Raw genomic sequence first — 13194 nt, forward strand, 5'->3', positions numbered from 1 at the left:
ACAAACGCCTCTGCAACATGGTATAACAACGCTTATAGGCGGGGAGTTCAACTCCCACTACAAGTAGAAAACACTCGGTTGAGGTAGCGTTGTCGCTACTATTCAAGGAAGGCTCGTACCAGCACTAGGGAAGGTGCGAACTAAGGAGGTTCACATGATGAAAGGCTTATCGCTTAATGCTTACTGTACTCTGTCGTGCGTTAGTCTCGTGCTGGCGATTGCAACGCCGAGCTTCGCCCAGCGTACCCCGCTTGACCCGATGACCGTTACTTGCCTCGGCTCTACGGATACAACCATCACTGTTCGCGTATGCGCTGGACCTTCGGGCGCTCCTGGTGGGTTCTCGCTCCAGTGGATCAAAAAGTCCGACTGGGAAGCAGGACCGGATGGTATCCCCGGTACCGACGACGATAATTCCTGGCCCCTCTCGGATGACCCGCGAATCTGCAAAGCCTCCTTCTCCGGGCAGGCGAACGGGACCCTATGGAACCTCGGTCCGAACGAGTGCCGAGACATCACGGTCGGCTCTCTGGGCGATTGGGTTGGCAACTGGCCTGGCTTCTCCACCAGCTGTCCGGGCGGCTTGGAGTGCGGTACGGAGTATGTGTTCCGCGCGTTTGCCCACAACGAACCGGGCAGAGGGAAGCGCGGACGAAGCCCCTTCTCCGCAGATGCCTTCTGCTCTACCGCGCCTTGTCTGCCCCCAAGCGAGTACCCTGAGTGCTGTACCTACTCGCAGGGTTACTACCAGAACCCACGATTCTACAGCGACAGAATTCCCGATGAGTGCCTCCCCTACACGCTCGGCCATCCGACTGACCCGTGCAGGCAGCTGGTTTTCTCCACCAAGGAGGCTGTGCGGGACTTCCTCGGCGGCGGCGGTCCCTCGCAGCAGATTGATAAATGCAACCCCAATGAGAGACGCCGTAGCGACGGGGGCACGCTCGCGCGTCAGACGCTGACCCTCTGGCTGAACCTCTGCCAGTGCCCCGAACTGGGCGACATGGTTCTCTGCGGGTTTGCAGAAGGGAATACTGCGCTTGGTGGTGCCGCTTTGACCGCGGATCAGGCGGCTTGCCTCAACGGGAAGACCGTTTGGGACATCCTGGCGGCGGCGAACACGGCGCTCGGTTCGGGGACTGTTCTCTGCGGGCTGGACTTCGGTCAGCTCAACCAGCTCGTCGAGCATCTCAACTTCGTACTCCATCCGGACGCAGGCGCTTGCAATCCGAGCCCATTTGCACAGGCGCACCTGAAGCGCTCCTGTCCGTAACTTGCTTCGTGCCCTAACGGGTTGTTTGGAAGCCCGCGAGGGGCTACTCCATAAGCGAGGGGGCTGCTCTTCTTTGGAAGGGCAGCCCCCCTCGTCCAAGAGCAGCCGCTCACTTGTAGACGGTGATACTTTGCGAAATCCCTACATTGCCCGCCGCGTCGTAGGCTTTGCATTGGAGTGTATGCGCGCCCCGCGGAGCCTTCGAGGCGTTCCACTGCGTAGTGAACGGCGCGCTGGTCGAGGTCGCGGTCAACCGACCGTTCACATAGAGTTCGACCCTGACCACCCCTCGGTCATCGCTTGTCGCGACGGCTACAGAGACGGTACCATTCACTCGCGCTCCATTCATTGGCGAAGTGATGCGGATGGTGGGCGGCGTGGTATCCGCCGTGTTATAGATGGAGAGGCTTATCTGCGCGCTTGCTGTGTTGCCTGCCGCATCGGCAGCGACGGCGCGTAAGGTGTACGACCCGTTGGCGAACCGTGTAGTATCCAAGGAGAAAGTGTAGGGCGCGGCGGTCTTGGTGCTGAGTAAAGCCCCGTTCAAGTAGAGGCTGACCGCAGCGACCCCGACATTATCGCTGGCATTTACCTGCACCGTAATCGTGCCCGAGACCGTTGCGCCGTTGGTCGGCGAACTGAAACTCACACTCGGCGGGGTGGTATCGCCCATTTGGTTGAGGCTGAGCGCCATGCTCACCGCTCGGGCGGCGTTCACCCGTCCCCAACCGTACTGGGGATCCCAGCTCGCGGCTCCCAAATCGTCCGCCGACCTTTTCAGAACATCCTGCACCTGTCCACCCGTGAGATTCGGATTGACGGAAATAACCAGGGCGGCAACGCCTGCTACGACCGGCGCCGAGAAGGAGGTGCCAGACTTCGAGCCGTAGGTTCCACCCCTTAGGGTGGTGTAGATGCCTGAGCCCGGCGCAGCGAGGTCGATATTGTTGCCCGTATTGGACCAGGAAGTCAGCGAATCGCTGGAGTTGGTCGCGCTCACGGTCAACACATACGGGTTATCGGCAGTGGCGTCAAAGGTACTCTCGTTCCCTGCGGCAACTACAACAACGCCGTTTTTACTCTGGAAGTATTGCGCGGCGGTGGCTACGGTGGAACTATTCGAGCACCTATAACTAACATTGGCGACGCGCGCGCCTCGATCCGCTGCCCAGATCAGACCATTGGCTATGGTCGTATACGAAGCGTACCCATTCGGGTCTGAGATGCGAATCGGCATAATTCGGCAGCCTCCAGCGACTGAAGCAATACCGATTCCGTTATTGATAACCGCCGCGACCGTGCCTGCAACTGCCGTTCCATGCCCGTGCACATCACTCGTGTCGGCGTTGTTGTTGTAAATGTTCCATCCGGGCACCAGATTCGGCGCAAGGTCAGGATGAGCGCCGTCCACACCCGTATCCAGAACGGCAACGATTACCCTGTTGCTGCCAAGAGTGGTATCCCAAGCGTTCGGAGCGCTAATCTTCGCCAGATGCCACCCCCTTCCCGAAGACGGGGCATACAGGGGGTCGTTAGGGGTAAACGCAAGCGGGAGGATGTGGTCCAATTCAGCGAAAACCACATCTCTCCGCTGTCTAAAAGCGCGAGCATAAGCCACTTCGCTGGCGTTTGGAGGCAACTGCAGCACGAGAACCCCAATCCGTGGGATTTGCCCTGCAATCCGCGCCCCTGCTGCAGCAACGATACTCTGCACCTGGACAGGAGACACCTCGGGACGGAACTTCACGAGAACGCGCCCAGGAACAAAATCTGGACGATGTTGAGTAAAACCAACCTCGATGCTGGTCGACAGCAGAAACGCAAAGATCACGCAGAACCGAGCTGCGCGCAGAAATTTCGGCGTCAGAAGTGATAATGTCCGCATATTCACACCCTCCCCACAAGATATATGCCATTCGGAGGGGCGTAGCAGACTGGTAAAAGAATGGAGTTTCTCTTTAACGAGCGAAGCTCAACTGAACGGACGGGAGGAACCGTTATTCATTAGTACCGAGACAGACGAACGCTCGCGCTTGCTCGTTGGAAGGTTCTGCTTGCGAACCTCACAAAAACACCAGAATGGACACTGAATTCCCAATCAAACCCGCATTAATCACAAAAAGATGTAAGGTAGTTGGCACGCGAATTGCTACTCTCCTTGTCGCCACATCTCCGCTCTTAGCGGATTGTGAGCCTATATAGGAGGTAGTAGAAGATGAGAAGCGTCATGAATCGTTGGCTGTTAGCAAGCCTTGTGAGTCTTGTCGCCCTTGCGCAAGCGTCCGCGTCCATCGTGTTCAACTTTAACACCGTCTGGACAGGCGGCACGCCCATTGGTCCTTCGCCTTGGGCAACGATGACCATCACCGACATCGCAGGCGGCGTGCAGATTAGTCTGACTAACAGCCCCACCAACGCCTCAGGGCAGTTCATTAGCAAGCTGAACCTGCTGTTCAACGCGCTACCGACGGGGTCTAACTCCACTGGCGACCCGTATGTCACATCAATTTCTCTGGGCAACTACACAGACGCGGGCTTGAGCTTCAATGTCGGGGTGAATTTCAAGATGGCTCCGCCTCTCCAGCGACTGCTGCCTGGAGGGACTTCCACCTTCAAGCTGTTCGGCGTTTCCACCTCCGACTTTGCAGGGCTGAACGATAGTGCGATGGTACACATTCAGGGGATTCCGACTGATACTGGAACCATTTCGGGCAAGATTATCGCGCCTGAGCCGGGCAGCCTGATTGCCATCGGTACGGGGTTGGCTGGGTTGCTTGGGTTGCGCCGCCGCAGGAAGTAAGCCTCGACGACGCTCGGAAAGGATCACAGGCGGGGTTGTGCCCAGCACACCCCGCCTGCTGGTTTGTGTGTACCCCCTTCGAATCCTTTTGCCACCCCAACGCCTCTAACCAAACGGAGGCGCAGACCAGACGCTCCCGAAACACTATCCTAACAGGGAGGTATGAGGATGGCTACACTAACCAAAACGGCGATTACTGTCTCTTGCCGCGTGCGGCGAGAGTATACCCTATTGACAACTATGCTCACGCGATTGGTATCATAAGTACCCGCGCGGGCTACTGCCCTAACCCCCCATTCCGCAAGGTCGGCAGCAGCGTCGGCAACTGGTGCGGGGCAAGCGGCGTTGACTCGCTTGCGAAGCCGTCAGGCGTGCCCAGCCCGCGCCGAATCGTCTCCCACCAGTCCCACTGCACGATATGCGAGGCGTCGAAAATCATCACGCCGTGCGAGTTCAGGCGCGCGGCGCGAATCGCCCGCTCAAAACCCGCAGGGTCGCCCCGATAGTCCAGCGCGTAGATGCCCGAATAGACAAACAGGTCGCCGTTCGTCCACTCCATCACGCGGCGCGTCATGCCCTCCACCGTGCGCATCTCGTCGCCGTCGTACAGTGGCGCCTCGTTCATAAACGGGATGTTGAAGTAGACGCCGGGCATCAGGTAGTCCATATCGTACAGGTACGAGGTGAGGCGGTATTCGGGGCTGACGAACCCATACGGACGCGCCAGCGCGTCGCTGCCCCAATTCACGCCCAGCTCGTAGTAGATCGGATACCAGCTGCCCACATACGCGCCGATGGGCATTGGGCGGATGGACTCGATCGTGCGCCGAATATCGCGCAGCAGGTCGCGTATCACGCGAGCGCGGAACTCTGCCCATTCCCCGAAACGCGGTCCGCGTGTGAAGCCCTCGCGCGGCAGCGTCGGGGGGCGCACAATATCGTCGGGCCAGTTCGCCACGCGCCCGTACTCCGCCTCGAACGCCGCGCGCGTGCGCTCCGAGAAATCGGTATACACATTTGCCCAGCGCATCCGATCCAGCACAAAGCCGTCAATCGGGTAGTTCTGCACAATCTCACGGATGATGTTCAGCAGCCGCTGGCGCACTTCGGGGTGCAGCGGGTTCACGAACACAGCGATGCCCTCTGTGTCCGATTCAGCGATGGGCTGCAGAATCGGCTGCGTCTGCAGAGTCAGCCCGACGCCGAGCGTACTCATCCGTTCCAGGCTCAGCGCGGCTTGCCCGTCGGCGACCAGAATCCAGCCGTTTTCAGGGGGCGTCAGCGGGCGCGACACGAACTGCCCGTCGATGACTGCCTGCACGCGCAGGTCGTCCGTCAGGATGGCGTATGCCCAAGTACGTCCTGCGGGAGGCGGCGGCGCAGGGTTGCGCCGATAGGCGGCGATTCCGTCAGGCGGCGGGGTCGTGTCGAAGCGGTTCAGGTCGTAGCGCGAGCCGTCGGGCAGCACCAGCGTGCGCCGACGCGAGTAGGCGACCATCTGCCAATCGCGGTTATCGTAGGCGGGACCCGCGCTAAACATCTTGTGCCCTTCCGACAGCACATTGATGTTCGCATGCACCTCCAGCCCAATCGCGTGCGCCTCCTCCAGGAACACCTGCAGCACATCCAAGTCGGGGGGAACCTGCACCCCGCGCCATTCGGTCAGCTTCGGCGCAATCTGGCTGTTATACAGCACATGCCCGCTGATGGGTTTCACATCCAGCACGATGCAGTTGATGCCCACCTCGCGGCAGTTGCGCACGAACTGGCGGATTTGAGCGCGGTCGATGAGCCACGACAGGTTTGCCGTTGCGTCCACCCACATCACGCGCCCTTCCAGCCCCATGCGGCGCGTGAGTGCGACCGACGGCGGCAACGACTGGGGGAACGCGCTCGCGAAAACGCCTGCCAACCATACCCAACACCACAACCGCCACATCGGTAGGATAGGATACCCGATGGGGTACAATCTCGTTGATGAGCCTCTCGCTGAATGTTCAGATACCTGAGAGCCTGCAGCACGCGCTGGAGTTGGCAGGCTACTCCGCCGAGTCGTTGGGGGTGGAAGCGCGTCGAGCGCTTGCCGCCTCACTCTACGCGCGCCGCGTTCTGACACTAACACAAGCAGCGCAATTGGCGCAAATGCCTGTGCGTGAGTTTCTCCCGTTTCTCGCGAGCTTGGGACTGCCCGCTCTCAACTACCCTCCCAGCGAGCTTGACCACGATGTCGAATCCATCCGATGGCAGATGCACGAAGGGTAGAGGCTGTCGCTGACACTTCGTTCCTCATTGCGCTACAGTGGCTGGAGCTGCTCGAGACGCTTGAGCAAGTCCACACGAAAGTTCTGGTTCCAGAACGAGTATGGGATGAGTTCGCCGAGGGTGCAAGTGAGGAAGAATTAGCTGCCGTTGCAAAAATAGGGGTGATTGAACGCGCCCAAGTGTCTGACGCTACCCTTGCAGCTGCCATCGGCACAGCGGCTGAAGGAGGCGAGGCGGAGGTGATTGCTCTTGCGTTGGAAAGTGGGATTACCCTCGTGCTGATGGACGACTATCGAGGGCGCAAAGTTGCACAGCGGCTGGGACTAAAAACACGCGGTATCCTCGGGCACCTTCTGCTACTGAAGCAGCTGGGGCATATTGACACTGTGAGAGACTATCTGGAGAGGCTTACAGAGAGAGGTTTCTTCCTGAGTGAGCGGATTGTCGCCGAGGTGTTGTTGCTTGCGGGCGAGAGGTAGCGACTTCTCGACGCTTTCTTCCAGCTCCCTGGGCACCGCACAAGCGTGGCCGACGGTGGCAACGCTTGGGGGAACGCACTCGCAACCACGCTTGCCAACCACACTCAACACCACAACCGCCACATCGGGAGGATAGGATACCCGATGGGGTACACTTCCCGTCGCTATGACCCAACGCGCACTGCCAGAGGCGACCCCGCGCAAGCTCCCACGCTGGCGCGGGTTCAATCTTCTGAACAAGTTCGGACTGGAGTGGAGCAACCGCCCGTTTGAAGAGAAAGACTTCGAGTGGATTGCCGAGTTGGGCTTCAACTTCGTGCGCCTGCCGCTGGACTACCGCATCTGGACGGAGCCCGACAACCCCTACCGCCTCAAGGAAGCCGAGCTGCGCGAGATTGACCGCGCCGTGCAGTTCGGCGAGAAGTACGGCATCCATGTGATGCTCAACTTCCATCGCGCGCCTGGCTACACGGTCGCCTCACCCCCAGAGCCACTGAACCTCTGGAAGGATGAGGAGGCGCAACGGCTCTGTATTCACCACTGGACGCAGTTCGCCAAACGCTACAAAGGCAAGCCGAACCGCCAACTGAGCTTCAACCTGTTCAACGAGCCTGCGAATGTGGACGCTGAGCCGCACCGCAAAGTGGTCGAGCGCGTCGTGGAGGCGATACGCAAGGAGGACGCCGACCGCCTGATTGTGTGCGACGGGCGCGATTGGGGCATGACGCCCAACGGAGACCTTGCTCCGCTGCAGGTGGCGCAGGCGACGCGCGGCTATCAGCCCTTCCGCCTGACCCACTACCGCGCGGAGTGGGTGCCTGGCGCAGACCAAATGGAGCCGCCGCGCGAGTACCCCCTACGCGAGGGCGAGACCGTGTGGGACAAGGCGCGCCTGTGGGAGCGCTACTACGCCCCATGGAAGGCGTTGGAGCAGCGCGGCGTCGGCGTCATGGTCGGCGAGTTCGGCGCGTACAGGTTCACCCCACACACGGTCGTGCTGGCGTGGATGCGCGACCTGCTGGCGCTGTGGCAGCAGGCGGGCTGGGGCTGGGCGCTGTGGAACTTCCGCGGCCCGTTCGGCGTTATCGACAGCGACCGCGCCGATGTGGAGTACCAGTCATGGCGCGGGCACAAGTTAGACCGCCAGATGCTGGAGTTGCTGCAGGCGATGTAATATAACTTGCGAGAGCACGGCTCCCACCGCTGAGCGCCGTTATAGCCCGCCACGCGCTTTGACCTGCAGGTAGTGGTTCACCAGCGCGGCGACGAGGGTGTCAGGCTCGGCGTCGATGCAGTGAACGCCCATGCGCTCTAAGGCGCGAATCGCTGCCATGCGGTCGTTGAGCGTTTGCAGGGCGACAGCGCGGCGGTAGAGGTCGCTGGGCGCGTCGAGTGGTTGCTGGCTCCAGCGGTGCAGGCGCGGGTCGGCGACGGTAATCACGACGCACAGGTGCTGCCGCCGCAGCGCGCCTACCGCGTGCAGCACCATCCGCGAGGCGTCGGGGTCAATCAGGTCTGTAAACAGCGCAATCAGCGAGCGTTTGCGCCACCGCTTCGCCAAGTAGGTCGCCGCATACAGGTAGTCCGATTCCACCATGCGCGGCTCGGCATCGTGCAGCGCGTCCACCAGCTTGCCGACCTGCGCTCTGCCGCGCTGGGGCGGGCTAAAGAGGTCTACCTCGTCGGCGAATACCAGCGCGCCGACCTTGTCGTCCATCTGCACGGCGACATACGCCAGCATCAGCGCGGCGTTCAGCACGGCGTCGAACTTGCGTTTGCCCTCCACCTCTGCCAGCATCGTGCGCCCTGCGTCCAAGAGCAGGATCACATTTTGGCTGCGCTCGGTCTGGTAGTCGCGCACGATGGGCTTACCGCGTCGCGCGGTCGCCTTCCAGTCGATGCGGCGGAACTCGTCGTCGAGGGTGTATTCGCGCAGCGATTCGAACTCTGTGCCCTGCCCGCGCAGGCGCAGCTGGCGGAAGCCCATCAGTTGTAGGCGTCCACGATGGCGCAGCAGGTCATACTCGCGCAGTTGCAAGAGGTTGGGGTAGACGGGCACGCTTTCGCGAGCGGGCAAGCGGTAGTCGCGTGTGGTTAGGCGGAACCGCCCCTCCACGCGCAGGAAGGCGTCTTCGAAGCGCGCCTCACCCCGATAGCGCGGCGTGAGGTGATAGACGACCTCTGCAGGCTGGTCGGGCTGCAACATCAGTGCAAACTCGCGCTGGTCATAGTCGCACAGGGGGGGCGGCTCGTCGCGCAGGCGGGCATGGCGCGGCGTGGTCAGGCGATGCGTCAGCGTCAGCTCGATGCGGTTCTCCGCGCCGAGCGACAATACGCGCTCGTGGCGGCGCTGCACACGGAACGCATCGGCGCGGGGCAAGCTCAGCGCGTCCACCGCGATTGCGACCACTGCCAGTAGGTCAATCAGCAGAGTCAGCCCCAACAGGTCGGGGCGGGCGGCGCCCAACAGGGCAACCAGCCCGCCCGCGCTCAGCACCGCCCATGCGCGATAGGTAAGCGTCATCTACGGGTACAGCGGTCGGTAGCACTTACCCCGTGGATCCTCGTCCACGACACCTTCCAGCTCATACTGACAAGTGCGCGGATTTGCTTCCCCACAGCGACGCGTGTACGGTCCTTCACCGATGCACCACGGCTGGGCTGACCTCAGCTGTTGGTAGCCGACCAAGTAGCTGTAAGTGCAGTTCGGTCGGTCTTTGCGCGCCTTAACGACTTTCGCGTGCCCATCGACGAAGTTCGTAATCGCCATCTCCTGATGGCGCGCTTGCACAGAAGTGTCAATCAATCCCATGCCGACTACCGACCCACAGTTGCCGTTGAAGACCACCACCAGATGCCCATCGAAGATGACACTGGTCTCCGCAGGGAAGGGTATCTGGGCGAGAGTGGCGGAAGGTTTGGGGTTCGTGCGCCATTCCGTGTTCAACGGGTGGTCGCCTGGTCGAGCCAGCTCGAAGTTGAACATGTAGCTGAGCTCACGCATTTCGCTACATTCGCCTCCTGGCGCGCCTACCCCAGATAAGCCACGCGCGCCATCGTGAAAGTTCAGCGGCTGAGGATCTGAAGGGCAGCGCAGGGTGTCGCGGTTTCTGATATATGGCTCGACGGCAGTCATCATCGTGTATTCACACTCTTGATTGGTTCGGTTGCGGGCGCGATAGATGGCAATCGGAAAACGCTCATCGTTGTCCGTCAGATACATCTGCACGGCAGTTGCCCAATTGCGCCCGTTGTTAAGGCACTGAGTCTTACGCGCACTTTCGCGCGCTTGCGCAAACACGGGGAACAGTATCGCCGCTAAGATGGCGATAATCGCGATTACGACCAGCAGTTCGATGAGAGTGAAGCCCCTTCGCATAGTATCTCCTCCTCACAGGTTTATAGACTCTGGAACATTATTTCGGTGTTCCAGAAATAGGGAGTGTGTCGGCACACTGTTGCGGGCAGGATTTTCAGATGGCGGAGGGCGTTGTTGCCCATGCTGCCACAATCTGCGCCAAGCCGCTCGGTTCCGTGTACGAATGGTTGCATTTCCGCTCGACCTGTATTATACACCCGTTTGCAGTTTCCTGCTGCCAAGGTGAGGAATTTGACTGGATGGTCAGTCATATGCGAACTCGTCATCGGCGCGGTAAGCGCCTGTTAGTTGTTTGACCAGCTGGCGCAGTAGGTCGTTCAGCAGCGAACTCGCGCCGAAGCGGAATCGGTTGGGCGTGAGCCATTCTGCGCCGAGCGTTTCGTGCAACAGCACCAGGTAGCGGATGGCGTCTTTGGCGGTGCGGATGCCCCCCGCAGGTTTCATGCCGACGGCGCGCCCTGTCGCGTCGTGAAAGTCACGGATGGCTTCCAGCATCACGAGCGTCGCGGGCAGGGTCGCCGCAGGCTGAATCTTGCCCGTGCTGGTCTTGATGAAGTCCGCCCCCGCCATGAGCGCGATATGCGACGCTTTGCGAATCGCGTCGTAATCCCCCAGTTCACCTGTCTCCAGAATCACCTTCAGATGGACGCGCTCGCCGCAGGCGTCTTTTACCTTCGCGATCTCGTCAAAAACGCGCCGATAGTCGCCCTGCAGGAACGCGCCGCGATTGATCACCATGTCAATTTCGTCCGCACCTTCGCGGATTGCCCACTTCACATCTGCTAAGCGGAGGTGGAATGGGTACTGCCCCGACGGGAACGCCGTACCGACGGCGGCGACCTTGATGTTTGTGCCCTGCAGGGCGTCTTTGGCGACGGCGATAAAGTTGGGGTACACGCACACGGCGGCGACGGGCGGCGCAGCGACCGTCTCGGCGTCGGGCATGCCCGCATGCGGCGTGTAGGGGTTGCGCGCGCGGCTGCACAGACGGCGCACCTTCTCTGCAGTGTCCGCGCCTTCCAGCGTTGTCAGGTCGCACATGCTGATTGCCAAGCGCAGCGCGAAGAGTTTGCTATGCGTCTTGATGCTGCGCTTGCTCAGCCACTCGCAGCGTTGCTGTAGTTCGTAGGCGTTGACGGGGGGCACGGTGCGCCATGCTTGTCCTGCCTTTGGAATGAGGCGACGCAGGGCGGCGCGGTCACATAGGTCTACCCCTTGCACCTCGCCAAAAGGCACAGGCGGCGCGCTCGGCTTGCGCTCGCGAACTATCGTTGTGGGCATAGGTGCGCACTTCGGCACAAAGGAGCAGATTCCTGCTACTCCTGCATCGACCTGCCTCGCGGGGGAAGAAAGCCGCGCGCCCGACCCTTTTAGAGTGCTGAAGCGTCAGCTTCAGCGTTGGGCGGAAGCTTCGCTTCCGCACTCCATAATCCCCCTTGCCCGCCTGCGGGCAAGGGCAAAAGGTGCGAGGCGCGCACACCTTATCCGATCTTCGCGCTCAAGCCCTGCGCCATCTTGATTTCCGTAGAGTGGTTGACCGTGAAGGCGACCTTATGCGTAACGGCGTCGAACAGCGCAGATGCGCTGGGATGCCCATTCCCGCTGCCTTTGACCCCGCCAAAGGGCAGATGCACCTCCGCGCCGATGCTCGGCAGATTCACATACCCCACGCCGAACTCGCAGTTGTCGCGCACATAGCGCCACTTGCGGTAGTCCTCCGTAATCACCGCCATCGCCAGCCCGTACTTGGTGTCGTTGTAGACATGGATGGCTTCGTCGATGTCGCTGACGGGGATGATTGCCACATGCGGGCTGAAGGCTTCCTCTTTGAGCGCGAAGCTATCGGCGCGGTGGCGCATACGGTACACGAACGGCGCGACGAAGTGCCCGTACTGGTACTCGCCCTCTTTTAGCACGCCGCCTGGCAGCAGCACCTCCGCGCCCTCTTCAATCGCCTTCTGATTGTGGTACAGATACTTCTGCACGCCCTGCTCGTTAATGAGCGGTCCCATGAAGGTGTCCTCGCGCAGCCCGTTGCCGATGTTGATTCGCTGCGCCAACTCCACGAAGCGCGGGGTGAACTCTGGCTCAAGTTTCTCGTGGATAATAATGCGGTTGGACGACACGCACCGCTGCCCGCTGGTCTTGAATGCCGACAGAATCGCTGCATGGAGCGCGATATCTAAGTTCGCGTCGTCCAGCACAATCACGGCGTTCTTACCGCCCATCTCCACAGCGGCGAACTTATGCAACTTGGCGCACTCCTGGATGATGTAGCGCCCGACATCGTAGGAACCCGTGAACACCACGACATCCACTTCGGGGTGATGCACCAGCGGATCGCCTGCATCCTCGCCAGGGCCATGCACCAGATTGAACACGCCAGGCGGGAAACCTGCCTCCACGAACAGTTCCGCCAACGCGTGTCCGCAGATGGGCGTATCCTCCGAGGGCTTGAACACGACTGTGTTGCCCTCCAGCAAGCTGGGCAGGATTGTCCAGAGCGGGATAGCAACGGGGAAGTTCCACGGGGTGATGCACGCCACGACGCCTTTCGGCTTGCGCAGGATGTAGGCGTCCTTTTCGGCGATTTCGCTGTCGATGATTTCGCCATGCGGCATGCGTGCCATGCCCGCCACATACTGCGTCATGTGCAGCGCCTCCACGACATCGGCGCGCCCTTCGTTGATGGGCTTGCCGCACTCGCGCGTCACCAGTTCCGAGAGCGCGTTCAGGTCGCGCTTGATGAGTTGGGCAAGGTTGTCAATCAGTTCGCCGCGTTTGACGCGCGACATCGCTTTCCACATCGGGTACGCCTCGCGCGCCGCGCGTACCGCCGCGTCGACATCGCTGGCGCCAGACCAGGGAGCCGTGCCAATCACTTCGCGCGTATCCGCAGGGTTGAGGCTTTCAAAACGCTTGCCAGACGCCGACTCGTGCCAGCGCCCACGAATCAGGTTCATCGCCTGTACCTGTTTCATCATCGTCCCTCCTATCGGTT

General features: G+C 60.8%; 11 protein-coding genes. 5 read left to right on the forward strand and 6 right to left on the reverse strand.

The genetic code is table 11. The features are described 5' to 3' along the window. Positions 1–154 precede the first annotated feature (154 nt). Positions 155–1273, forward strand: coding sequence for a hypothetical protein (locus NW848_RS08845; RefSeq protein WP_414510901.1), 1119 nt, complete (start codon positions 155–157; stop codon positions 1271–1273). 109 nt (positions 1274–1382) lie between these two features. Here the strand turns inward: NW848_RS08845 and NW848_RS08850 are convergent, their stop codons facing one another. Continuing rightward, the gene (locus tag NW848_RS08850) at positions 1383–3158 is read right to left on the reverse strand and encodes a S8 family serine peptidase (protein WP_414511080.1); all 1776 of its coding nucleotides are present in this window, start codon (positions 3156–3158) and stop codon (positions 1383–1385) included. A gap of 369 nt (positions 3159–3527) precedes the next feature. On the opposite strand from NW848_RS08850, the gene NW848_RS08855 reads away from it, so the two are divergent. After that, positions 3528–4073: a PEP-CTERM sorting domain-containing protein gene (locus NW848_RS08855; protein WP_414510902.1), complete on the forward strand. Its 546-nt coding sequence runs from the start codon at positions 3528–3530 to the stop codon at positions 4071–4073. 277 nt (positions 4074–4350) lie between these two features. Here the strand turns inward: NW848_RS08855 and NW848_RS08860 are convergent, their stop codons facing one another. Next, positions 4351–5985: an alpha amylase family protein gene (locus tag NW848_RS08860; protein WP_414510903.1), complete on the reverse strand. Its 1635-nt coding sequence runs from the start codon at positions 5983–5985 to the stop codon at positions 4351–4353. Positions 5986–6050: 65 nt separating this feature from the next. Between NW848_RS08860 and NW848_RS08865 the strand changes: the two genes are divergently transcribed. The 3 genes from NW848_RS08865 to NW848_RS08875 all read left to right on the forward strand — a co-directional run bounded on the left by NW848_RS08865 (position 6051) and on the right by NW848_RS08875 (position 7988). After that, entirely contained in the window at positions 6051–6335 is a 285-nt protein-coding gene (locus NW848_RS08865) for a UPF0175 family protein (RefSeq protein ID WP_414510904.1), read from the forward strand. Beyond that, positions 6314–6814, forward strand: a complete 501-nt coding sequence (locus NW848_RS08870; RefSeq protein ID WP_414510905.1) for a DUF3368 domain-containing protein — start codon at positions 6314–6316, stop codon at positions 6812–6814. Before NW848_RS08865 ends, NW848_RS08870 begins: the two co-directional genes overlap by 22 nt. 166 nt (positions 6815–6980) lie before the next feature. Next, positions 6981–7988, forward strand: coding sequence for a glycoside hydrolase family 5 protein (locus tag NW848_RS08875; RefSeq protein ID WP_414510906.1), 1008 nt, complete (start codon positions 6981–6983; stop codon positions 7986–7988). A gap of 39 nt (positions 7989–8027) precedes the next feature. On the opposite strand, the gene NW848_RS08880 is transcribed toward NW848_RS08875, so the two are convergent. The 4 genes from NW848_RS08880 to NW848_RS08895 all read right to left on the reverse strand — a co-directional run bounded on the left by NW848_RS08880 (position 8028) and on the right by NW848_RS08895 (position 13177). Continuing rightward, positions 8028–9338, reverse strand: a complete 1311-nt coding sequence (locus tag NW848_RS08880) for a DUF58 domain-containing protein (RefSeq protein WP_414510907.1) — start codon at positions 9336–9338, stop codon at positions 8028–8030. Beyond that, positions 9339–10193: a type II secretion system protein gene (locus tag NW848_RS08885; protein WP_414510908.1), complete on the reverse strand. Its 855-nt coding sequence runs from the start codon at positions 10191–10193 to the stop codon at positions 9339–9341. A 243-nt stretch (positions 10194–10436) separates the two neighbouring features. Beyond that, on the reverse strand, positions 10437–11474 hold the full coding sequence (gene deoC / locus NW848_RS08890) for a deoxyribose-phosphate aldolase (RefSeq protein ID WP_414510909.1): 1038 nt from the start codon (positions 11472–11474) through the stop codon (positions 10437–10439). Positions 11475–11674: 200 nt separating this feature from the next. Further along, the gene (locus NW848_RS08895) at positions 11675–13177 is read right to left on the reverse strand and encodes an aldehyde dehydrogenase family protein (protein WP_414510910.1); all 1503 of its coding nucleotides are present in this window, start codon (positions 13175–13177) and stop codon (positions 11675–11677) included. Between the last annotated feature and the right edge of the window lie 17 nt (positions 13178–13194).

Source organism: Synechococcus sp. RC10A2 (genome assembly GCF_047502605.1).